At 59.7% G+C, this 20,554-nt stretch carries 25 protein-coding genes; 21 read left to right on the top strand and 4 right to left on the bottom strand.

The genetic code is table 11. The features are described from left to right. Nucleotides 1–56: 56 nt before the first annotated feature. The 13 genes from ACOYW2_RS15055 to ACOYW2_RS14995 all read left to right on the top strand — a co-directional run bounded on the left by ACOYW2_RS15055 (nt 57) and on the right by ACOYW2_RS14995 (nt 10,659). Nucleotides 57–713, top strand: a complete 657-nt coding sequence (locus tag ACOYW2_RS15055) for a class I SAM-dependent methyltransferase (RefSeq protein WP_482766997.1) — start codon at nt 57–59, stop codon at nt 711–713. 465 nt (nt 714–1,178) lie between these two features. Then, nucleotides 1,179–1,604 (top strand): DUF2231 domain-containing protein, encoded by a 426-nt coding sequence (locus ACOYW2_RS15050; RefSeq protein WP_482415648.1) that lies wholly within the window; start codon nt 1,179–1,181, stop codon nt 1,602–1,604. A gap of 11 nt (nt 1,605–1,615) precedes the next feature. Beyond that, nucleotides 1,616–2,161: a DOMON domain-containing protein gene (locus tag ACOYW2_RS15045; RefSeq protein WP_482770960.1), complete on the top strand. Its 546-nt coding sequence runs from the start codon at nt 1,616–1,618 to the stop codon at nt 2,159–2,161. Next, nucleotides 2,158–2,697, top strand: coding sequence for a thioredoxin domain-containing protein (locus ACOYW2_RS15040; protein ID WP_482423625.1), 540 nt, complete (start codon nt 2,158–2,160; stop codon nt 2,695–2,697). The genes ACOYW2_RS15045 and ACOYW2_RS15040 overlap by 4 nt, the downstream gene beginning before the upstream one ends. A 100-nt stretch (nt 2,698–2,797) precedes the next feature. Next, a complete protein-coding gene (locus tag ACOYW2_RS15035; protein WP_482423624.1) occupies nt 2,798–2,998 on the top strand; it encodes a hypothetical protein in 201 nt (66 codons plus the stop codon). A 148-nt stretch (nt 2,999–3,146) separates the two neighbouring features. Beyond that, entirely contained in the window at nt 3,147–4,787 is a 1,641-nt protein-coding gene (locus ACOYW2_RS15030; RefSeq protein WP_482415651.1) for a cytochrome c oxidase subunit I, read from the top strand. Next, nucleotides 4,784–4,936, top strand: a complete 153-nt coding sequence (locus tag ACOYW2_RS15025) for a hypothetical protein (protein ID WP_482770959.1) — start codon at nt 4,784–4,786, stop codon at nt 4,934–4,936. The genes ACOYW2_RS15030 and ACOYW2_RS15025 overlap by 4 nt, the downstream gene beginning before the upstream one ends. 40 nt (nt 4,937–4,976) lie before the next feature. Next, a complete protein-coding gene (locus tag ACOYW2_RS15020; protein WP_482770958.1) occupies nt 4,977–5,384 on the top strand; it encodes a cytochrome c oxidase subunit 3 in 408 nt (135 codons plus the stop codon). 10 nt (nt 5,385–5,394) lie between these two features. Next, the gene (locus tag ACOYW2_RS15015) at nt 5,395–5,670 is read left to right on the top strand and encodes a cytochrome C oxidase subunit IV family protein (RefSeq protein WP_482415653.1); all 276 of its coding nucleotides are present in this window, start codon (nt 5,395–5,397) and stop codon (nt 5,668–5,670) included. A gap of 78 nt (nt 5,671–5,748) precedes the next feature. Continuing rightward, on the top strand, nt 5,749–6,363 hold the full coding sequence (coxB, locus tag ACOYW2_RS15010) for a cytochrome c oxidase subunit II (protein WP_482415654.1): 615 nt from the start codon (nt 5,749–5,751) through the stop codon (nt 6,361–6,363). After that, the gene (locus ACOYW2_RS15005; protein WP_482423621.1) at nt 6,356–7,306 is read left to right on the top strand and encodes a UbiA family prenyltransferase; all 951 of its coding nucleotides are present in this window, start codon (nt 6,356–6,358) and stop codon (nt 7,304–7,306) included. The genes coxB and ACOYW2_RS15005 overlap by 8 nt, the downstream gene beginning before the upstream one ends. Before the next feature lie 23 nt (nt 7,307–7,329). Next, on the top strand, nt 7,330–7,872 hold the full coding sequence (locus tag ACOYW2_RS15000) for a hypothetical protein (RefSeq protein WP_482423620.1): 543 nt from the start codon (nt 7,330–7,332) through the stop codon (nt 7,870–7,872). Nucleotides 7,873–8,184: 312 nt separating this feature from the next. Further along, nucleotides 8,185–10,659 (top strand): diguanylate cyclase, encoded by a 2,475-nt coding sequence (locus ACOYW2_RS14995; RefSeq protein ID WP_482770957.1) that lies wholly within the window; start codon nt 8,185–8,187, stop codon nt 10,657–10,659. A gap of 25 nt (nt 10,660–10,684) precedes the next feature. Here the strand turns inward: ACOYW2_RS14995 and ACOYW2_RS14990 are convergent, their stop codons facing one another. After that, complete coding sequence (locus tag ACOYW2_RS14990; protein ID WP_482770956.1) at nt 10,685–11,362, bottom strand: HAD family hydrolase; 678 nt, start codon at nt 11,360–11,362, stop codon at nt 10,685–10,687. A 257-nt stretch (nt 11,363–11,619) separates the two neighbouring features. Here ACOYW2_RS14990 and ACOYW2_RS14985 point away from each other — a divergent pair, with 257 nt between their 5' ends. From ACOYW2_RS14985 to ACOYW2_RS14975, 3 genes are read left to right on the top strand one after another with little or no spacing between them, the layout of a single operon-like run. Then, nucleotides 11,620–12,165 carry an FGGY family carbohydrate kinase gene (locus ACOYW2_RS14985; protein ID WP_482770955.1) on the top strand — a complete coding sequence of 182 codons (546 nt, stop codon included), beginning with the start codon at nt 11,620–11,622 and terminating at the stop codon, nt 12,163–12,165. A 7-nt stretch (nt 12,166–12,172) separates the two neighbouring features. Next, entirely contained in the window at nt 12,173–13,219 is a 1,047-nt protein-coding gene (locus ACOYW2_RS14980) for a xylulokinase (RefSeq protein WP_482770954.1), read from the top strand. Between the two features lie 25 nt (nt 13,220–13,244). Beyond that, nucleotides 13,245–13,838, top strand: coding sequence for a TetR/AcrR family transcriptional regulator (locus ACOYW2_RS14975; protein WP_482770953.1), 594 nt, complete (start codon nt 13,245–13,247; stop codon nt 13,836–13,838). Between the two features lie 34 nt (nt 13,839–13,872). On the opposite strand, the gene ACOYW2_RS14970 is transcribed toward ACOYW2_RS14975, so the two are convergent. From ACOYW2_RS14970 to ACOYW2_RS14960, 3 genes are all read right to left on the bottom strand, one after another. Continuing rightward, nucleotides 13,873–14,538, bottom strand: a complete 666-nt coding sequence (locus tag ACOYW2_RS14970) for a class II aldolase/adducin family protein (protein WP_482770952.1) — start codon at nt 14,536–14,538, stop codon at nt 13,873–13,875. A gap of 12 nt (nt 14,539–14,550) precedes the next feature. Next, nucleotides 14,551–15,189 carry a class II aldolase/adducin family protein gene (locus ACOYW2_RS14965; protein WP_482770951.1) on the bottom strand — a complete coding sequence of 213 codons (639 nt, stop codon included), beginning with the start codon at nt 15,187–15,189 and terminating at the stop codon, nt 14,551–14,553. 62 nt (nt 15,190–15,251) lie between these two features. Next, a complete protein-coding gene (locus tag ACOYW2_RS14960) occupies nt 15,252–16,715 on the bottom strand; it encodes an aspartate aminotransferase family protein (RefSeq protein ID WP_482770950.1) in 1,464 nt (487 codons plus the stop codon). A gap of 646 nt (nt 16,716–17,361) precedes the next feature. Between ACOYW2_RS14960 and ACOYW2_RS14955 the strand changes: the two genes are divergently transcribed. From ACOYW2_RS14955 to ACOYW2_RS14935, 5 genes are all read left to right on the top strand, one after another. Next, nucleotides 17,362–17,982 carry a hypothetical protein gene (locus ACOYW2_RS14955; protein WP_482770949.1) on the top strand — a complete coding sequence of 207 codons (621 nt, stop codon included), beginning with the start codon at nt 17,362–17,364 and terminating at the stop codon, nt 17,980–17,982. A gap of 23 nt (nt 17,983–18,005) precedes the next feature. Next, nucleotides 18,006–18,695: a hypothetical protein gene (locus tag ACOYW2_RS14950; protein WP_482770948.1), complete on the top strand. Its 690-nt coding sequence runs from the start codon at nt 18,006–18,008 to the stop codon at nt 18,693–18,695. A gap of 161 nt (nt 18,696–18,856) precedes the next feature. Beyond that, the gene (locus ACOYW2_RS14945) at nt 18,857–19,564 is read left to right on the top strand and encodes an AzlC family ABC transporter permease (RefSeq protein WP_482770947.1); all 708 of its coding nucleotides are present in this window, start codon (nt 18,857–18,859) and stop codon (nt 19,562–19,564) included. After that, nucleotides 19,561–19,896 (top strand): AzlD domain-containing protein, encoded by a 336-nt coding sequence (locus ACOYW2_RS14940; protein WP_482770946.1) that lies wholly within the window; start codon nt 19,561–19,563, stop codon nt 19,894–19,896. The genes ACOYW2_RS14945 and ACOYW2_RS14940 overlap by 4 nt, the downstream gene beginning before the upstream one ends. A gap of 38 nt (nt 19,897–19,934) precedes the next feature. Beyond that, nucleotides 19,935–20,552, top strand: coding sequence for a dual specificity protein phosphatase family protein (locus tag ACOYW2_RS14935; RefSeq protein WP_482770945.1), 618 nt, complete (start codon nt 19,935–19,937; stop codon nt 20,550–20,552). Nucleotides 20,553–20,554 lie beyond the last annotated feature (2 nt).

Raw genomic sequence — 20,554 nt, 5'->3', positions numbered from 1 at the left:
CATCCCGTCAAGGGTGCCCCTTTTTTTATCTGACATTTGAGGAAAGTTGGTGTTGTATGGCTTTGGACAGATCATTGATCGACAGCGTAAAAGGCTTTTTGAGTATTGAAGAGGGCACACGCCTTTACACCCTTGCCGCCGAGGCGGCAAAGATGGGGCCCTGCCTTGAGATCGGCAGCTACTGCGGCAAATCCACCCTCTGGATCGGCGAGGCCTGTCGCCAGGCAGGCAGCGTGCTGTTTGCCGTGGACCACCACCGGGGCTCGGAGGAGCAGCAGAAAGGGGAGATGTTTTTTGATGCCGACCTCTGGAACGCCGAAGAGGAGAAGGTGGACACCTTTGCCGTATTTCGAAACGCCATGGACCGGGCCAACCTCAATGACACCGTGGTCCCCATGGTGTCGAAGTCCACGGTGGCTGCGCGGTTCTGGGCCACTCCCCTGAGTCTTGTGTTCATCGACGGCGGGCACACCTACGAGGCCGCTTACAACGACTATGCCTGCTGGGCAAGGCACGTGGTCCCCGGCGGTTACCTCCTGATCCACGACATTTACGACTCCATCGAAGAGGGGGGGCAGGCCCCCCACCACATCTATAAAATGGCCGTTGCCTCCGGGCAGTTCGAGGTGCTGGAACGCACGGGCTCCCTCGGCGTTCTTAGGCGCTACCCCTGTGGGGTGCTTCCGGCGGATCTCCCGGAAAAAGATTATTAGGTTTCAGCGAGCCCGGACAGCGTTGCTCCCCACCGGACACCCTTGGGCATAGGCCGATGGTGCAACGCTGACCGGATTCCAGGCGACTGATGCCTCTCCGTTGCACTCCACGGCGGTGTGCCCCTCCTTGGGCATGAAGGGTGTTGCTCACCTGTGCTCACTCTGATAAACTATGTCCATCTGCGTGGGCCTCACCCGGGGCCCTGCACCGGGCTGTAAGACATGACGCCCCTGTTTTTCCCTCCTTTCCGAGCCTCTGCGCTGCGTTGTTTTCGACTCGCCGAGTCCTTCGTGTGTCATTTCCTTTTTTACCTTTCCATGGGTGGGATGCCTTGACGGATATCCCTTTGTTAACAAGAACCGATCCGGGTATCCGGCCGCTGTGAGCGGACGGCCCTCACCTTCGGGCGGTTTTGTTTCCCACTGTTCAGGCTGTCACACAACCCAATCTGCGAGGTGGTTACGATGGTCGAGTTCATCTACGGTTTACTGGAGAGCGTCGGGTTTCACCATCCCCTGCATCCGGCGGCAACCCATATTCCCATGGGGCTTGTGATGGGAGCCCTGATTTTTCGCGTGACAGCCATCCTTTCCCCCATGAAGGAGCTGGCCAGGACCGGTTACCATTGTGCGGTGCTGGGACTACTGGGCACACCACCCACGATCATTGTGGGGTGGATGGACTGGCAGCACCGGTACGGGGGAGAGTGGGAGTACCTCATCGGCTTGAAAATGGTACTGGCCGTGATCCTTACGGTGCTTCTGATCCTCATCGTGGTTCTGGACGATCCCGAGACACCGCGGGTGGACCTGCGGAGCTTTTTGTATGTCTTGGGCATTGCCAATGTCATCGGCTTGGGATTCTCCGGTGGCGAACTCATTTACGGTTGACGGAGGATGCTATGAAACGGTTGGCTTTCTGGATCATGCTTCCGGTCTGTTTCTTGTGGGGCAGTTCCGCCCTTGCGGCTACCCATCAATTTAGGTACACCCTTGAAGACGGCCCCATGACGTTCAGCTGGACGGTGAGCGGGGAGACCCTCCACGTGAAACTTACGGGCAGGACCACGGGCTGGGTAGGAGTTGGCTTTAACCCGGAAAAGATGATGAAAGGCGCGAACTTCATCATGGGCTATGTGAAGTCCGGGAAGGTCAAGGTCACCGATCACATCGGAAACACTGAGCGCAACCACAAGGCCGACACAAAATCCGGCGGTGAAAACAACACCACCGATATTGCCGGTTCCGAAAAGGGCGGCGTCACGGAGATCTTTTTTACCATCCCCTTGAAGACCGAAGACGCAAACGACACGGACCTCGATCCCGAAGGCGTGACCACGGTGCTGCTGGGCATGGGAGGCGGCCGGGACAGCTTTCGCTCTGTCCATAAATTCAGGTCGGTGCACCAGGTAACCCTGTCCACGGGTGCTTCGGAGAAAGTCAAGTGAGCCGGGCGGCGGCCATGGCCCTTTGTGTGCTGGTCCTTGTGGCGGCTGGGGCCTCCCGCGGTCTCTCCCAGGATGAGATGGACCATGGGGCTTTGCACCATGGCGACGCGCCCATGGTCATGGTGGAGTCGTCGACGGCCGTGGATGTGGGGGTGGATGAAAAACCAGGCGATACCCTCTACACGGAGGGCAAGCTCTGGAATGAAAAAGGGGAGGCCGTCAACCTCGAAGAGGTGCTGGACCTTCCGACCCTCCTGATTCCCGCCTATTACAATTGCCCTCGGTCCTGCAGTCTCCTGCTTGCGTCCATGGCCACGGCGATTCGGGACCTGGACCTTTTTCCGGCCATGGAGTACCGGGTGGTGACCTTGAGCTTTTCACGGGAAGAGACCCCTGCGGATGCTGCACGGGCCAAGGCCCAGTACATGAACATCCTGGGGGACGGCTACCCCGAGGAGGCCTGGACCTTTCTGGTGGGTGACCCCGAAAGCATCGCACGGATCTGCGATTCCATGGGCTACCGATTTACCAATTAATAACCCCTATGCCCACCCCAATGTGGCCCTTGCCGTGGCTCCCCGGGGAAAAATCATCCGATACCTTTACGGACCCGACTTTCTGACGGCGGACATCAAAATGGGATTGCAGGAGGCCGCCCGCGGCATGGCGTCGGTCTCCATCCGCAAGGTGGTGACCTTCTGTTTTGACTGGTTAAAACTGGGGAGCTACGTGCTGAATATCTACCGGTCCATGGGTACCCTGATCCTCACCCTTGTGGGGCTCATGTTCCTCTACCTGGTGCTGGGGCCCAAGGGGCGGCGAAGGGAGAGGGTGTAGGAAGGCAGGGGATAGGAAAAGCAGGTAAGAGGTCATAGGTGAGAGGTCATAGGCAAGAGGTCATAGGTTATAGGTGAGAGGGGGGATGGAGAATCGCCCTTTTTCATGTTGTGTGGATTGCTATTTAAACGGAGATCGGAGATCAGAGATGGAACAGGTTCCCTCGTTTTTCGAGACACCGGCACCGCCCCGCTTCAAGGGCGTGCTCTCCTGGCTTATCACCACGGATCACAAGCGCATCGGGCTTATGTATCTCTTCGTGATCCTTTTCTGGTTCGTGGTGGCCATGTTCCTGGGCGGGCTGATGCGCCTGGAGCTGATGTTCCGCGGCGAGACCCTCATGGGTGCCCAGTCCTACAACGCCCTGTTCACCCTCCACGGGGTGATCATGATTTTTCTCTTCATCATCCCGGGCATTCCGGCCATCTTCGGCAACTTCATCCTGCCCATCCAGCTCGGCACCGACGACGTCTTTTTCCCCAAGCTCAACCTGCTCTCCTGGTATCTTTACGTCATCGGCGGGGTCCTGGCTCTGTCCACGCTGTTCATCGGCGGCCCACCGGACACGGGCTGGACCTTTTACGTCCCCTTCAGTGTGGGCACCAACAGCAATGTCTCCACCGCTGTGTTTGCCGCCTTTGTGCTGGGGCTGGCCAGTATGCTTACGGGCATCAATTTTGTTACCACCATCCACCGGATGCGAAGCGAAAAGATGGGATGGCTCCAGCTGCCCCTGTTCTCCTGGAGCCTTTACGCCACCAGCTGGGTTCAGATCCTGGCCACGCCGGTGGTCTCCATCACCTTGCTTTTGATCATCGTGGAGCGTTTCCTGGGGGTGGGGCTCTTTGACCCGGACAAAGGGGGGGATCCCATTCTTTACCAGCATCTCTTCTGGATGTATTCCCATCCGGCCGTGTACATCATGATCCTGCCCGGCATGGGGGTGATCTCCGAGGTGATGGCGGTCTTTGCCAGAAAGCCTGTTTTCGGCTACAAGGCCATGGCCTTTTCCAGCCTGGCCATTGCCGTGGTGGGCTCCCTGGTGTGGGCCCACCATATGTACACCAGCGGTATGAGCGATACGGCGGTGTTTGTCTTTTCCCTGCTGACTTTTCTCGTGGCCATTCCGTCGGCCATCAAGGTGTTCAGTTGGGTGGCCACTCTCTACAAAGGGTCCATCCTCATGACCCCGCCGCTCTTTTTCGGGCTCTGTTTCATCTACCTGTTTTCCGTGGGCGGGCTCACCGGCCTGGTCCTGGGGGCCGCCGGTCCCGATATCCATGTTCACGATACCTATTTTGTGGTGGCCCATTTCCACTTCACCATGTTCGGCGGCACCGGGTTTGCCTTTTTTGCGGCCCTTCATCACTGGTGGCCCAAGATGTTCGGGCGGATGTATGACTTTAAGGCGGCCTACTGGGCGGCGGTTTTGGTGACCTTTGGCTTTTTCCTTCACTATGTGCCCATGTTTGTGCTGGGGCTCCAGGGCATGCCGCGGCGCTACTACGACTACCTGCCCGAGTACGAGGCCGGTAATTTTGTGGCGGGCTTTGGTGCGGCTTTTATGCTGGCGGGCCTCGTGCTGATGCTGGCGAACCTGATGGTGTCTGTCAAACGGGGCAGCATTGCTGCCGCCGATCCCTGGGGCGGAACCACCCTGGAGTGGACAGTGCCGTCGCCGCCGCCGTTGCATAATTTCATCCAGGACCCGGAGGTCCCGGATTACCCGTATGATTTTACCGGTATCGGTGCCGTCAAGGCTAAGGCCGGTGACGCGGAGGTCTCATGAGGCAGGCCACGGATCACAAAGGAAAGCGTCTCGGCATGTGGCTTTTTCTCTATACCGAGATCATTCTCTTCGGCGGGCTGTTTGTGCTCTACGCCGTCTACCTTGCCAAGTACCCCGGGGATTTTATTCAAGGGGGAAAAAGTTCCTAGGTTCCGGCTCTTTGGCGCTGCCAACACCCTGATCCTCCTGGTGAGCAGTTGTGCCGTAGCCTCGTCCATTACCGCCGTGCAGAGAGACCAGAAAAAGCTGGGGCTGATCCTTGTGGGCGCCACCATTTTCTGCGGCCTCGTGTTTCTGGTGAACAAGTACTTCGAATGGGGGCACAAAATTCATGAGGGCATCTACCCGGGTTCCGATGACCTGGTATACGGAGAGCCGGGCCGCAATATTTTTTTCGGGCTCTACTATGTGATCACCGGCCTTCACGGCCTTCATATCGTCATCGGCATGACCGTTCTCACCGTGGCCTTTGTGCTGGTGTCAAGGGAACGTATCACGCCGGAAAATCACGTTTTCCTGGAAAACGCCGGGCTCTACTGGCACCTTGTGGATCTTGCCTGGATCTTTATCTTCCCACTTTTTTACCTGGTCCTTTAAGGAGAGACCCATGCACATTGCATCCTACGGACGGTTGATGGGCGTCCTGGCCGCGCTCATTGTCTTGACCGGGGTCACGGTGGCGGCCTCGTATGTGGACCTGGGCCCTTTGAACGTCTGGGTTGCCCTTGCCATTGCCTCCACCAAAGCCTCCCTGGTGCTGCTTTTTTTCATGCACATCGGCATGGAGGGGCGCCTGGTGGTGGCTTCGTTTCTCAGCACCATTTTTTTCCTGGCCATCATGATCGGTTTTACCTTCTGGGATGTGGCGTTTCGGATGCCCTGAGTGGTGAATAGTGAGCAGCAGATAGTGAATAGTGAGTACTGAGCCGGTACGGTTTCCCCTTTTCCCAAGGAGTGCATTATGCCCATGGACAACAACCCGGTGGCTCTGGTGGACCGGTCCTTCTATTTTATCATTGGGTTTTCCTTCCTGTTTCTTTTTGCCATTACCGTGGTGATGATCTGGTTCGTGATCCGGTACCGAAGGAGCCGGAACCCTTACGCATCGGATATCCGGGGCAATGTGTGGCTGGAGCTTGCCTGGACGGTGATTCCAACGGGTATCGCCATTGCCATGTTTGTGTCCGGCTGGCAGGCGTATACGGGGCTTCGGAATGTCCCGGACGGCGCCCTGGAGATCAAGGCCTACGCCCAGATGTTTTCCTGGATCTTTGTCTACCCCAACGACAAGGAGACCGAAAACGAGCTGGTGGTCCCCGTCAATGTTCCGGTGAAGATCACCCTGACATCCGAAGATGTGCTTCACAGCTTTTACCTGCCCTCATTCCGAGTGAAGATGGACGCCGTCAAGGGGATGGACACGCGGGCCTGGTTTTTCCCCGACAAAGAAGGGGAGTTCGTGTTTCACTGCACGGAGTTCTGCGGAACAGGCCACTCCACCATGGACGGCACACTGACCATTGTTTCCAAGGAGGCCTACGAAGCATTTCTTGAGGAGGAGGACGACGATGAGTGACCGCAGGACGTGCAACCGAACGGAAAGCACGGGACACGGCGGTTTCAACCAAGAGATGGAGATGGCCGTGGCAGATACGAATCCCCCACCCAGGATCGCTCCGAAGGGAAGGGTGCTCTCCTTTTTTCTCCTCTCCAAAGCCTTTCTCTCGGCCCACATTGGCCTGGCGGCCGCCGCTGGCTGCCTGTTTCACCCCGACGGCGGGGTCATGCAGGCTTCCATGGCCTGGGTGGGGGTGACCATGACGGCCATGGCCGGTGCCCTGGTGAACAACATCCAGGATCGGCTCCAGGATCAGGAGATCCCTCGCACAAGGTGGCGCAAAGAGGCCCTGGAATCCGCCGGGGTCCTTGCCCTGCTCAAGGGCGCGGGTCTCATGGCCGTCCTCGGTCTCATGCTGGTGGTGGACGCAGGTGACGGCCTCTGGCCCGGGGCCATGGTCCTGGTGGGACTTTTTTTCTACAACGCGGTGTATACCCCGCTAAAGAAGAAGAGTCATCTGGCCCTGCTCCCCGGTTCCCTGTGCGGCATGGCCGCCCTTCTTGCCGGGTGGATGGTGGCCGGGGGCTCTCCCATGGACCGCGGGGCGCTTTCCGCTGCTCTGGTGGTGGGGGTGTGGCAGATTCCCCATTCCATGATCCAGAACCTCAAGCACGCCGATGAGCTGAGAAAGAGCGATCAGCCCACCATCACGAAGCTCTTCAAGGATCCGGACCTGGCCTTCGTGACCCTCATGTGGGTGATGCTCTATAATCTCTCCTTGTACCACCTTATTTTCATGGCGCCCTTTTCGGATTGGGCGCTGCTCCTGCTCTTTACCAATGCAGGCTTTCTGACCCCGCTTTTTGCCCATACCCTGTTTGTGCTCAAGAGGCCGGGCCTTGCCTTCAACTTTCTGAACCTGTCCCTGGTGGTGTATTTTATCGCCCTGATGATACCCTGAAACGACGTGAAAACGGAGAAGGGATGCCGACGATTCATGACCCGATCCCCCTTGTGGAAGAACTCTTCGTACCTTGGAAGGCGTCCCTTGCCGGTGAGTACACGGGATACCGAAATCATGTCTACCGCATGCTTCACTTCTGCTTCGGCCTTGCCCGCTGCTCCGACGCGGATCGAGAAAAGCTCTGCATCGCAGGGGTGTTCCATGATATGGGCTTGTGGATCGACAGCAGCTTCGACTACATCCCCGCATCCATCCCCCCGGCCCTGGCCTGCCTGAAGGGCCGCAACCTCTCTGCCCACTCCCATGAGATTTCCCTCATGATCTCCGAGCACCACAAGCTTCGGGAGTACAGGAACAAAGCCTTTCCCCTTGTGGAGCTGTTTCGCAAAGGCGATCTGGTGGACGTCTCCCTGGGCCTGTGCAGCTTCGGGCTTTATAACGCCTATGTCCGGGCGGTGAGGGGCCATTTTCCCAATGCCGGATTTCATGTGAACCTTGCCCGCAGGGCGGCCAGATGGGTCGTCAGGCACCCCCTGGATCCCGTCCCCATGATGAAGTGGTGACGAACGCTCCATCATTCCTCCGTTCCCAACGTTTCCTTGATCCCTTCCTCTTATGATGTGTTCCCGTGTATCCCTGTGTCTGCATGTTGCTGAACGTCGAATGCGTTTGACCCGTTCCGTCCGGCGCGGAGCGAGTGACTCGGGTGTATTCATATGTCTCAGCGTGTGATACATAAATGATTTCCCGTTTAGACAAAGTTGGGGGTGGACAGGGCCCTGGGAGAGGCCCTTTGGTTTTCTTTTTTTCGTTGCGCAGTAGAATTTGCGCGTCCGGGGCCCTGGTGCGGCAACGATTGCCGGAGTATGTGGTGCATGGCTGTATGTGGGTGTGTGAAGCGTGTGATGCTGGTGGGGGCCTTTGTTCTGTGCCTTGGCTTGCCGGCGGGGGCGTTTCAGGTGTCTTTGTTTGTGCCCCGGGACGACACGGTGTTCTGGGCGTCCCTTGTGAGGTTGACCCGTGCAGCGGCCCATGACCTGGCCCTGGACCTGGAGGTCTATTCGGCCGACAACCGGGGCGACATCATGCTGTCTCAGGTAGAGGCCGCGTGCGCCAAGGGCACCGACGGCATTCTTTTCATGAATTACGAAAACCTCGGCCAGCAGATCCTGGCCATATCCCAGGCCCACGGAGTGCCGGCATTTCTTTTCAACACCGGTTTTTCCGATTCCTGGCTGGTCCCCAGGAAACAGTATCCCCATTGGATCGGAAGCATGACCCCGGATGATGCCCGGGCCGGGGCGCTCCTTGCCGAAGGGTTGATCCGGGCGGCCAAGCGGTCGGGCAGGAGCGATGTCCAGATGCTGGCTGTGGAAGGCAACCCCTTGGAGAAATCGTCCTCGGACCGGGTCGACGGCATGAAGGCGGTTGTGGCTGACCGTGACGACGTGACGCTGTACGGCATTGTCAGCGCCGGAAAGGGGTGGAGCAGGGGCCGGGCAAGGGACGCGGTCATGGAAGGGCTGCGCAGCCACCCGGACATCAATACCGTGTGGGCGGCAGGGGACGACATGGCCCTGGGCGCCCTGGATGCCGTACGTGAGCTGGGGCTGGACAATGGAACGGTGGTCACGGGGGGCATAGACTGGAGCTTTTCAGCCGTAGAGAGCATTCGGTCCGGTGGTGTTACCTTGAGCGTCGGCGGCCATGTCCTGGAAGGGGCCTGGTCCCTTGTCCTGATGCACGACTATCTTAACCGCCGGGATTTTGCCCGGGAAAGCACGGTCTTCAAAACCAGGATGCACGCCATCGACAGCGGCAACGTCGAGCAGGTGGCGGCCTTTTTATCCGATGACTGGGATCATGTCGATTTCACCTGCTTCTCCAAATACCTGAACAAGGCCTTGCTCTACCGGTTCGACCTACCCTACCTGCTGGACGCTTTTTATCCAAAGAAAAACACCTTTGAGCTCACCGCCGAGGAGCGCCGCTGGCTGGCGGACCATCCCACGGTGCGCCTGGGGATCGACGACAACTGGCCTCCGTTTGAGTTCATCGGACCGGAGGGGCGATACAAAGGCATGGTGGCCGATTATGTCCGGGTTCTGGAAGATCGCCTGGGAATCCGGTGCATCTACACCCGCGGGATGAGTTGGACAGACACCCTGGAGGCCATGGGGGAGCATCGCCTGGATATGATCGCCGCCATCGGTGCGATCCCCCGGCACAAGGGCGCCATGCGGCTCACCACGCCATTTTTGTCATTTCCCCTGGTGGTGATCACCAGCGAACAGGTGGATTTCGTGGAGGACATGGCAGCCCTTTCAGGCAGGACCGTGGCCGTCGTCAAAAATTATTCCGAGCACACCATTCTTTCTGCCGAGTACCCGGATATCAAGGTCCTGGCAACGGACAGCACGGCCCGGGCCCTGGCTGCCGTGGCCACGGGCAGGGCCCACGCCTACGTGGGAAACCTGGCCGTGGCAAATTACACCATCAAGCAGGAGCGGTTTACCCACCTCAAGGTGTCCGGCACGGTCCCCAGAACCCTGGAAATCAGCATGGGGGTCCGCAAGGACTGGCCCCTGTTTGCCGGACTGCTCTCCAAAGCCATTGAGTCCATTTCCGAGGCGGAGCGGGACACCATCTATCAACGCTGGCTCCCCTTGCGCTACGAGCACGGCTTTGACTACGGGTTGCTCTGGAAGTGCCTGGGAGGCGCGGCTTTGATCCTGGCCCTTGCCTTGTATTGGAATAGGCGGCTGGCGGCCTTGAACAGGGCCTTGAAAAAGGAGATTGCCGTGCGGGTGACGGCTGAGGAGGCCTTGCGGCGGGAGCAGTCCAGGGTCAAGGTGATGGCGGTGACCGATCCTTTGACCGGCTTGTACAACCGGCGGAAATTTGCGGAGGCCTTTCCCCTTGAGATCAGTCGGCTTCGCCGCAGCGGACGATACCTCGCCTTTGCCATCATGGATATCGATTTTTTCAAGCAGTACAACGACCATTACGGCCATCAGATGGGGGACGAGGCCCTGAACCAGGGCAATCTCCAGCGGTGCAAACGGGGCACGGACTACTGCTTTCGCCTGGGCGGGGAAGAGTTTGGCATCCTTTTTCTGGCCCGTGATTCGCAGCGGGCCCTGGCCTTTATGGAAAACATGAGGCAGGCCATTGCCGCACTGGCCATCGAGCATGCCCACAGCGGGGTCGACGATGTCCTGACGGTCTCCCTTGGCCTGGTGGTTTCCGACACCCCCACAGACATTGACGGCATGTACAAAGTCGCGGACAACGCCCTCTATCGGGCCAAAGGCGCCGGGCGCAACCGGACCGAAATGGTCTGCTGCTGAGCCAGGCCACGGGGACGTATGTTCGTCAGGTTGAGAGGGTGTGATGGGCGATGGCCCATCCCCGTGCCAGGGCCGTCGCCTTGAGGTCCGGGGTGGGGTTCACTGCCGTGGGATGGCCCACGGCCTCAAGGAAAGCCAGGTCCGCGTGGTGATCGGAGTAGGCGTGGGATGCGGCCAGGTCGATGCCCATGGTCCGGGCCAGCTGGCCGATGGCCCGAGCCTTCTCCCCTCCGACACAGACGTTTGCAGCCGGGCGGCCGGTGCATTGATCGTTGCCGTCGGTTTCAATGGGGGTGGCGAGCCAGGCGTCGGGGGTATGGTCGTCCACAAAGGGCGCCAGAAGGTGCCCGCTGGTGGCCGAGACCACAATGACAAGGTGCCCCTGCTTCCTGTGGGCGGCCATGCAGGACATCATCTCGGGAAAGAGCAAGGGGCTCAGGCGCTTTTCATAGAGCTGTCTGGCGTGGGCCCGGAGGCGGGACATGGGAATGCCCTTGTATGAGGCGAGGTAGATGCGGTTGAAGCGGTCGTGGTCCATGAGCTTTCGCTTGTACAAGGGCTCGGCCAGAGCCACCTTGAGCAGGCGAAAGGGGTAAAGGGGCCCCGGGCAGTGGTGGCGAAGCAGGGAGAGGGCCTCCATGCGCTGGCTGTCTGCGGCGATGAGGGTGCGGTCAAAGTCGAAAAATGCGGCGGTGCGTCTCATGGATCTCCTTGGGGTGACGGGTGGGCGTCCGGGACGGTATGTACCATGTGCCTTCCCAGGGTGTCAATGTGCGGGCTGACGCAACATTCCGGGATGACGGGGGAATGGGTTGATCCCTCTTGTGGGCTCCATGGTTCCTGAAATTGTACTGACCGGTCAGTTATCCTGTTGACACCATTGCAATTCCTCGGATATGTTTTCTTTAAAAATCAGCGACGCTACCCGTTTTTCTACCTCAACCATGTGAAGGAGTGAGTGTGGATCCCGTGACCCATGTCCTTGCCTTCGATGTCGGAACCACAGGTTGCAAGACCTGCCTGTACCGTATTGGTGAGTCCCTGACCCAGGTGGGCTCCGAGGTTGCCGAGTATCCCCTCTACGTGACCGAAGACGGGGGGGCCGAGCAGCGCGTGGACGAGTGGTGGGAGGCCCTGTGCCGATCCACGCAGGCGGTCCTTGCCAAAAGCGGTGTGCCCCCTGCCGGAGTTCGGGGCATCTCGTTCTGCTGTCAAATGCAGGGGTCGGTGCTGGTGGACAAAAACGGCGAGGCCCTGCGCAACCCCATGGTCTACCTGGACGGCCGGGCCACGGAGCAGATCTCCCGATACCTGCACAAGGGGCTGCTTCGCATCAGCGGCATCAACGCCGTGACCCTCTTGAACACCCTGCGTATTACAGGGGGCATCGCGGCCACGGCCAAGGATCCGCTGTGGAAGTACCATTGGGTGAAAGACCACGAGCCCGAGCTCTTTGAAAAGGCCCACAAGTGGCTGGACGTCAAGGATTACCTTCTCCTCCGATGACGCCGCCATGACCCGGGATCTCGCCCACATCACCTTTGTCTACGACACGCGGCAGGGCAGGGAGGGGTGGCATAAAGGCCTCTGCAGGACCTTTGGCGTGGACATGGCCCATCTGCCTGAGGTGGTGGAGGCCACGGACGTGGTGGGGGGGCTTTCGGATCGGGCGGCCCGGGAGCTGGGGCTCTGCGCCGGCACCCCTGTGTTCGGCGGGGGCGGGGACGTCACACTGACGACCATCGGGGCCGGGTGCCTGGATCTTCACGATACCCATATCTACGTGGGAACCTCCGGCTGGGTGGGTTCCAACGTGGGCAAACGGTATGTGGATATCGCCCACTTCATGGCGGCGATTTCAGGGGCGATCCCCGGGTATTACAGTTATGTGGCAGAGCAGGAGACCTCGGGCGCCTGCCTTCAGTGGGTGAGGGACCACCTGGCCCTGGATGCCATCGGCGTCTACCTCAAGGAGAAGGGCATGGATGCGGAAAACGTGGACCCGGCAGCCCTTTACTCCCTCATGAACCAGGCCGTGGACGAAACCCCGCCCGGTGCGGGGGACCTTCTTTTTACGCCCTGGCTCCATGGAAACCGGGCGCCCAGGGAGGACATCCGGGCCCGGGGTATTTTTTTTAATATCGGCATGAACACGGGCAAGCGCCAGATGATCCGGGCGGTGCTCGAGGGGGTTGCCTTTCACAAACGGTGGATGCTGGAGGCCATGGAGGCGCGGATTCCAAGGCAGGAGGCGGTCCGCTTCGTGGGGGGCGGGGCCCGCTCCGGGGTGTGGTGCCAGATCATGAGCGATGTGACGGGGCGACGCATCGAGACCCTGGCCCACCCCCAGGACAGCGGCGCGGCAGGCGCTGCCGTGGTTTGTGCCGTGGGGTTGGGGATCATGCCCTCTTTTGCCGCGGCAAAGCCGTTGATTAAGGTGACAAAAACCTACGAGCCCCGCACCGAGTTTAAGCCCATGTACGACCGCCAGTTTGACGTGTTCAAGGGACTCTACAAAAAAAACAGAACACTTTTCAATACATTGAACCAGGGACGATAAAACGGGAAAAATCAATCGGAGGACCATGGATTCCGGGAAAACAAGCACCAAACGCAAGCAGATACTTGAGGCCGCAGCCACCATTTTTTCGCAAAAGGGGTTCCACCAGGCGCGCATGGACGAGATCGCCGTCATGGCCAATGTGGCCAAGGGCACGCTGTACTACAATTTTTCCAGCAAAAGCCTTCTCTTTGCCGCCACTGTCACCGAAGGGATGGAAGGCATCGTCAGGCAGATCCGGTCCGAACTGGTGTCCGATCTTCCCTTTCCCGAGCATTTTCAACTGCTGGTGACCTCCATTGTCCGGCTCTACCTTCAGCACAGCGACCTGGCCCACATCATTTTCAATGAAATCTCAAGCGGCATCGACGACGCGGTCCTCGTGGAGATCGAGCGGGTCCGTTCCCGGTTTATCGAGTTCATCGCAGAGATGCTCGAACGGGGCCAGCAAAAGGGGTATATCAAGGCCATCGACCTGAAACTCTCTGCCGTGGCCCTTGCCGGGATCATCGACAGCGTGTGCGGCCATCTGCTCCAGCACCCCGACGAGGCCACCGAGGAGAAGGCCGTTGCCACCCTCCATGCCATGCTCTCCACCGGGTTGTTGAACGGCGAATAGGTGAGTGGCCGTTGGCATTGACGAGCCTGGGGTATTACCCCCTGTCCGCCCGAGGCATGGGTTGTGTGCGTTTTTTTGCATAGGCAAGCCGGTAGACGGTGCGCATGAGAAGGGCTTCTCCTCGGTTGATCCGGATACCGCCCCCTAAAAAGGTGGCCTCGATGGCGGCCTTGCAGTTCTTTTCCAGGACCTGGGCCACGGCACGGGCATCGTCAAAGGTTCCGGCTCCGCAGAGGGCGCCGCTGTCTCTGAGGAGCACGGCATTTCGTCCCTTCATGGCTGCCACCACCGGGGCGGTGCCCCGGCATGGCCAGGATCGGGCAACCTTTGCGGAAACGCCCACCAGCTGGGCCATGTCGTCCAGAAGGGGCGGCACCTCGTGCCCTGCCTTGGAGGCGGTGAGGATACTCAGGGGATCGGCGTGGACAAGAACGCCCAGGTCCTTTCGTTTTTTGTAGAGGGCCCCATGCAGGGGGAACCGGCGATCCGGCCTGGGGCCTGCAAGGGGGGTGCCCGTAGCAAGGTCCACCACGGCAAGGTCGTCCGGGGACAATTCGGAGAGCCCTGTGTCCTCGGGGGTGATCACTAGGCGATGCCCCAGCCGGGCGCTCAGGCACCCGGAGGTGTCGGTGCACAACCCTTCGGAAAGCAGGGCCAAGGCGTTTTCACAGAGGGTTCGGGAGACGGACGTCATGGTCATGGGGCGCTCCTTTCAGGGGGCGGTTGTCAGGTAGCAGGCATGCATCTCTTCGATGGTGTGCGACCGGGTACCGTAGTGCCGGGCAAAGGCCTCGGCAATGAACGATTCGCAGGCCCCTTCCAGCTCCAGGGCCACCCGGAAGGCCGCCTTCATGGTGCTTCCGACACACAGGGCGCCGTGATTGGCCAGAAGGGCCGCGTGGCGCCCCTCTTCAAGGGCCTGACCAGCGGCTTTCATGAGTTTTTTGGTGCCGGGAAGGGCGTAGGCGGCGCAGCGAACGCTCTTGCCCAGGAGCCGGGCATGGTCCTCGGAGAGCCCTGTGACCTCTTTTCGGGCGGCAGCCACCGTGGATGCGTGGCGCTGGTGGGTGTGGACCACGGCGTTGATCTCCGGGCGCCGCCTGTAGACCTCGGCGTGCATGCCTTTCTCGGAGGAGGGCTTCACGTCCCCCTGGTGGGTGAGGTCGTTGATGTGCACCGCAACGATCTCCTCGGGGGCCAGGGTCTCATAGCTCCTGCCGCTGGGGGTGATTACAAAGGTTTGTTCGTCCAGGCGCAGGCTGATGTTGCCCCAGGTGCGGGCCACGAGACCCTCTTTCACCAGGTCGAGGCCTGCCTGGTACACAATGTCGCGGGCTTGGCTCAGTTCCATGACGTTGTCCTGTTTTTTGGTAGTGGCAGAGCGGACATAAGCTGGGTGCACGTGCCTGGAGCTTACGCCGGTACCCCTTCGATTTTTTTGAACACGCGCTCGAACCGGGCCAGGGCGTCGTCGATGACCTCGTCGGTGTCCGCAGCCGACGTATAGAGGCGGCTTCCGGCAAGGGTGACGAGGCCTTCGGCCATGTAGGCGGCCCCCATGTGGGTCATGACATCTTTGCGGGCGTGGATCTCCTTGATCCTGGAGGGGATCTCCCATGGCCTGAAGAGGTTGATGTCAAAGAGCATGGTGCCCACGGTCTCCAGATGACAGATGGAGCCCTGGTTGTAGGCAACAAAGGGGAGCCCGTATGTCTCGATGAGCTTCTGGAGCCCCTGGGTAAGCCGGTCCCCTGCCTTTCCTGCCGTTTCACAGGCGTTGGTCTCTTCGATCATCTTCACCGTGTGGTAGCCGGCGGCGGCGCTTAAGGGGTTGGCCGCCATGGTTCCCCCCACATGGGCCTTCTTCGATTTCTTTCCGCCGAGCCCTCCGGCCAGGCAGGCCATGTAGTCGGCCTTGCCGCCGATGCCCCCCGCAGACGGGTACCCCCCGGCCACCACCTTGCCGAAGATGGTGAGGTCGGGTGTGACCCCAAAATATCCCTGGGCCCCATCGACGCCGATGCGAAAGGCCGTGACCACCTCATCAAAAACAAGGAGGGCACCGTAGGCGGTGCAGAGGTCGCGGACCTGGCCGTTGTAGTCGAAGTCCAGGGGCCGTGTGCCGCTCTCCGGGCCCATGGGTTCCATAAAGACCGCGGCGGTTCCTCCCCGAAGCCTGTTGCGTTTGAGCTGTTTTTCAAGGGCCTCGATGTCGTTGGGGAAAACCTCCTGGGTGTATTTGAAGCAGGCCAGGGGGATGCCGTGGGACTCCAGGAACCGGATCCCCGGGATGCGGTTGCCGTAGGAGAGCTGATCGCTCCATCCGTGATAGGCCCCGCCGAGCTTGATGATGTTTTTTTTCTTCGTGGCCACCCGCGCCACCCTCACGGCTGCCATGCACGCTTCGGTGCCGCTCCCCAGCATGCGGAACATCTCCACCCCGCTGAACCGGTCACAGATGAACCGGGCCAGCTTCATTTCATATTCGTGGAACAGGCCGGTACAAGGCCCGCAGGTGTTAAGCAGGTCGAGTACCCTGGCCCTGACGGGTTCGGGGTTGCTCCCCAGCACCGTGGGCCCCCCTGCCTGGAGAAAGTCGATGTATGTGTTGCCGTCCACGTCCTGGAGGTGCGCCCCTGAGGCTTTGGTAAAGGCCAGGGGGAAGGGGTAGTTGAAGGCCAGGTTGTGCTGCACCCCTCCGGGGATAACTTTGGCCGCGTCTTCCGTCATGCGTTTGGAGGTCGGACATTTCTCCTCGAAGTACGCCAGGTATCCCTCCAGGGCGTCCTTGCGAAGGGTCCGGATGGGCTGGCTGATACTCAGGCCGCGGCCCGCTCGGGTAGATTTTACCGGTGTCGTGGTACTGGCTGATGGCATATCCGGGTTTTGTCATGGTGGTCTCTGCCTCGTCGTTCCTTGATTTTTGCCAATGCCTGCTCCGGGAACGGGCCTTTCTGGGGAACGCCTCACGCTGTGGGCGTTTGCGTACGGCCCCATGCCGGGCTCCCCATGGCCCGGTTCCTGTGGCGTTTACGGGATATCCCCCTCCAAAGAATGTGCTTGGCTTAATTTTCGGTAAATACATGGAAAACGAAGTGCTCTGGAGCCACTATAGGAAAAAGGATTTTTGGGTGTCAATGAAAAACTGACTGGTCAGTTTAGTTCTCAAGGGCGGCAGGGAGGGCATGCACTGACCGGTCAGTTAATGGTTGACAAACATTGGTCGCCGAGGCTAACGTCTGTTTTGAGTGTTGGTAAACAGTGATTGTGAAAGAAATGCTTGTTTGACAGCCAAAACCTGTTTGGTCAGGCCCGGGTGTCGCCCGTGGCCTGCATACCAAACCCGTTGCATGGGCGTCAGCGTATTGGACGAAGCGACATTCATCATGAGATGGCTTTGCTTTCCATGACCCAGGCGAGTGATTGAAAGGGCCTTGCCGGTTGGGCCGTTCCGCGGCCACCTGCCTCCAGGCCCTCTTGTTTCCATGGGCGGCAAACCATCTTCACGACCAGGGAGGGTGGTATGAAACGATCGGTTCTCTTCAGTGCAGTGCTGGTGGCAGTCTGTCTTGTCTCCACGGATCTTCTGGCCAACATCGACAACCTGTCCAACATGAGTGTGGAGTGGATGCGGACCGCCAATAGGAACGCCGCAACGGACAGGGCGGATATCGTGGTCTACAACCCCGGCGGCATTACGGAGCTGGCCGACGGCGTGGCCATCAACATCGGCAACCAGAGTATGCGGCGAGAGCCGGAGCACTCCTATAACGCGGGCATGGGGGAGAAAAGCTTCGAGCAGGACGGGGACGATCCGTTTCTTCCCAATATCTATGCGGCGTACAACAGAGACAACTGGGCGCTCTGGGGCGGGTTTTATATCCCCGGGGGCGGTGCCGTGGTTGATTACCCCACCGGGTCCTATACCACCAATGTGCTGATTCCCGGGAATATCTCCAAAGGGGTGGCTGACTTCCTCGGTGGAGGGCTTACGGGCAATGATGTGTTTGCGACCCTTTCCACCTCCAACGAGAGCCTTGAGGCGGAATCCATGTACCTCACCTTTACCCTGGGCGGGACCTACAAGCTCAACGACATGGTATCGGTGGCCCTGGGGGGGCGCTATATCGATGCGGTATCATAGATGCCGTTGAATCAGCCAACCCCTTGTTCAATGGTGTTATCGCTGCCGGTGGGTTCAGCGACAACAAGGTGGACGTCGAGGAGAGCGCCGAGGGCGCTGGGTATATCCTGGGGCTCAACCTCAACCTTACGGACCGGTTGAACATCGGGGTGCAATACCAGTCCAAGGTGGAGCTGGATTTTGAGGCCGATGTCAAACAGGACAACCTCGGCCTGTATGTGGATGGCGTGGAGAACCCCCGGGATTTTCCTGCCATGCTGGGGGTTGGTGTCGGTTGGGATATCCTGAAACGATTTTATCTGGAAGCCAACTACAGCTACTGGTTCCAGGAAGATGCGGACTGGGGAACAGACGCCCAGGGCAGGGATATCTCCGATATGGCCGGTGACACCCAGTCCTGCGGCATCACAGGGACCATCCAGTGGACCGAGGGCCTTGCCACCAGCATCGGAACTGTCTACACCGATTTCCTCTGGAACGATATCGACGGGTATTATTCGGCCAATATCGGGTCCTACGAGGTGCTGTACTCGGACAACTGGCAGGTGTGCGGGGGCGTCTCCTGGCAGATTACCAAAACGGTGGAGGTCAACGCGGCCATCGCCAGGACCATCTGGGATGATGAGACCATTACCGACCAGAACACCGGCCTTGAGATAAAGACCGAAAACGCCACCACCACCGTTGCCCTGGGTGCCAACTTCACCTTTTAGGATTCCTTGCAGCGTTCTCTGGTCCGTTCATGCCACGGGCCCCGGCAGGACCATGACGTCCTGCCGGGGCTTTTTTTGTTTTTCCCTTTCCCTTTCCTTTTCTCCGGCCATTGCTGTAAGACAGTCAGCGTTGATTTTTTTATGTATGGCCGGAGGATGTAATGGGCTGGTGTGATGAGAAGCGGGCGGTGTTTCTGGAAGGGGTGCGAGCCTCCCTTCCGTTGATGTTGGGGGTGATCCCCTTTGCCTTGATTTGCGGGATCGCCTCTGTAAAGGCGGGGCTTCCCGTGTGGCAGGCGGTGGTGATTCCCGTGGTGATTTTTGCAGGGGCGGCCCAGCTTGCCGTGACCCATCTTTTTGTGGCGGGGGCTCCGGCTGTGGTGATGGTGCTCACCGCCCTGGTGATCAACCTTCGCTTTGTGATGTACAGCGCCTCCATTGCCCCGCATTTCAGGCCGGTGCCCGGCCGCTGGCGGCCCATGCTCTCCTATCTTCTGACCGATCAGGCGTACGCCCTGTCCCTGACAAAATTCAACCAGCCCGAAGGGTGCCGGTACCCTTTTGCCTACACCATGGGGGCCGGGGTGACTGTTTTTGTGGCCTGGCATGTGTGCAACGGGTTCGGCGTGCTCTTAGGTGCCGGCGTCCCGGAGGGGTGGGGCCTTGACTTCGGGGTCCCCCTGACCTTTATGGCCCTGCTGGTGCCGGCGGTTCAGGACCGGCCGACCCTTGTGGCGGCCCTGGTTTCCGGTGTCACGGCCGTGGTTGCCGTGGGTCTCCCCTGCGGGCTCAACATCATCGCAGCGGCGCTGGCAGGCATCGGCGCAGGGATGCTCTTTGACTCCGGTGCCCAAGGGAGGGTATCATGAGCCACGACGCTTTTTTCCTGGTGGCGTTGCTTTGCGGTGCCGTGACCTTTTCCGAGCGGGGGGCTTTTCTTCTGCTGAAACGGAACAGGGAGCCTCACCCCAAGTTTACCCGGGCCCTTCGCCTGGTTCCGGCGGCCGTGCTTCCGGCCCTTGTCACACCGGCTGTGTTTCTGCACGGCGGCACCCTGGACCTCTCTGTGGGCAACCTTCGGCTCCTGGCCGGGGGCATTGCCCTTGCGGTGGCCCTCTGGAGACGAAGTGTCTTTTGGACCCTTGCCTCCGGCCTTGTCTCCCTCTGGGGCCTTCAGTGGGGGACGGGGGCGTGGGGCTGAGAGAGGGCTGTCTCAAACCTTTGGAGCGGGGGCATGCGATGCGAATCATCATGATTCTGGCGGTGTGTCTGGCCATGGGAGCTTCAGCTTACGGCCAGGACCGGTTCAGGCCTTCGGATTGGGCGGACCCGGTTCACATCGAGGGGGTACCCAACCTGTACCGTGTCGATGAGGGCGTGTACCGAAGCGCACAGCCTTCGGCCCTCGGCATGAAGAATCTTGCTTCCGAAGGGTTCAAGACCATAGTAAATCTGAGGCTGTTTCATTCGGATACGGATGAGGCCGAGGGCACGGGGCTTCTTCTGGTGAGGGTCCCCATGAAGGCCTGGGCCCCGGATGAGCAGAGGGCCGCCCAGTTTTTTTCCATTGTGTCGGACCCCTCCAACCGGCCCGTGTTGTTTCATTGCTGGCACGGGGCTGATCGAACCGGGGTCATGGGGGCTCTGTACCGGGTGGTGGTGCAGGGGTGGACCAAAGAGGCGGCCATTGAAGAGATGGTAAACGGGGGGTACGGATTCCACAGTATCTGGTTTCATCTGCCTGGATGGATCCGGGACCTTGACGTGGATGCCTTAAAAGAAGATCTCGCCGACGATTTTTTCCAGGCAGGGGTGATGTGCCCTTTGTTTCGTTGGATGCCCGGGCCTGTGTGTTAACC

It is taken from the genome of Desulfoluna sp. CLI2B (genome assembly GCF_056847375.1).
Note: the sequence above shows the minus strand (reverse complement) of the source record. Positions and strands in the feature narration are given on the sequence as shown.

Excerpts from the sequence above, each read along its gene's own strand:
- ACOYW2_RS15050 (WP_482415648.1), top strand. The coding sequence starts at position 1,179 with ATGGTCGAGTTCATCTACGGTTTACTGGAGAGCGTCGGGTTTCACCAT.
- ACOYW2_RS15000 (WP_482423620.1), top strand. The coding sequence starts at position 7,330 with ATGCCGACGATTCATGACCCGATCCCCCTTGTGGAAGAACTCTTCGTA.
- ACOYW2_RS14965 (WP_482770951.1), bottom strand. The coding sequence starts at position 15,189 with ATGGAACTGAGCCAAGCCCGCGACATTGTGTACCAGGCAGGCCTCGAC.
- ACOYW2_RS14940 (WP_482770946.1), top strand. The coding sequence starts at position 19,561 with ATGAGCCACGACGCTTTTTTCCTGGTGGCGTTGCTTTGCGGTGCCGTG.
- ACOYW2_RS15025 (WP_482770959.1), top strand. The coding sequence starts at position 4,784 with ATGAGGCAGGCCACGGATCACAAAGGAAAGCGTCTCGGCATGTGGCTT.
- ACOYW2_RS15035 (WP_482423624.1), top strand. The coding sequence starts at position 2,798 with ATGGGATTGCAGGAGGCCGCCCGCGGCATGGCGTCGGTCTCCATCCGC.
- ACOYW2_RS15015 (WP_482415653.1), top strand. The coding sequence starts at position 5,395 with ATGCACATTGCATCCTACGGACGGTTGATGGGCGTCCTGGCCGCGCTC.
- ACOYW2_RS14935 (WP_482770945.1), top strand. The coding sequence starts at position 19,935 with ATGCGAATCATCATGATTCTGGCGGTGTGTCTGGCCATGGGAGCTTCA.
- ACOYW2_RS15005 (WP_482423621.1), top strand. The coding sequence starts at position 6,356 with ATGAGTGACCGCAGGACGTGCAACCGAACGGAAAGCACGGGACACGGC.
- ACOYW2_RS14975 (WP_482770953.1), top strand. The coding sequence starts at position 13,245 with ATGGATTCCGGGAAAACAAGCACCAAACGCAAGCAGATACTTGAGGCC.
- ACOYW2_RS15045 (WP_482770960.1), top strand. The coding sequence starts at position 1,616 with ATGAAACGGTTGGCTTTCTGGATCATGCTTCCGGTCTGTTTCTTGTGG.
- ACOYW2_RS14970 (WP_482770952.1), bottom strand. The coding sequence starts at position 14,538 with ATGACCATGACGTCCGTCTCCCGAACCCTCTGTGAAAACGCCTTGGCC.
- ACOYW2_RS14980 (WP_482770954.1), top strand. The coding sequence starts at position 12,173 with ATGACCCGGGATCTCGCCCACATCACCTTTGTCTACGACACGCGGCAG.
- ACOYW2_RS14955 (WP_482770949.1), top strand. The coding sequence starts at position 17,362 with ATGAAACGATCGGTTCTCTTCAGTGCAGTGCTGGTGGCAGTCTGTCTT.
- ACOYW2_RS15055 (WP_482766997.1), top strand. The coding sequence starts at position 57 with ATGGCTTTGGACAGATCATTGATCGACAGCGTAAAAGGCTTTTTGAGT.
- coxB (WP_482415654.1), top strand. The coding sequence starts at position 5,749 with ATGCCCATGGACAACAACCCGGTGGCTCTGGTGGACCGGTCCTTCTAT.
- ACOYW2_RS14960 (WP_482770950.1), bottom strand. The coding sequence starts at position 16,715 with ATGCCATCAGCCAGTACCACGACACCGGTAAAATCTACCCGAGCGGGC.
- ACOYW2_RS15030 (WP_482415651.1), top strand. The coding sequence starts at position 3,147 with ATGGAACAGGTTCCCTCGTTTTTCGAGACACCGGCACCGCCCCGCTTC.
- ACOYW2_RS14945 (WP_482770947.1), top strand. The coding sequence starts at position 18,857 with ATGGGCTGGTGTGATGAGAAGCGGGCGGTGTTTCTGGAAGGGGTGCGA.
- ACOYW2_RS14995 (WP_482770957.1), top strand. The coding sequence starts at position 8,185 with ATGGCTGTATGTGGGTGTGTGAAGCGTGTGATGCTGGTGGGGGCCTTT.
- ACOYW2_RS14990 (WP_482770956.1), bottom strand. The coding sequence starts at position 11,362 with ATGAGACGCACCGCCGCATTTTTCGACTTTGACCGCACCCTCATCGCC.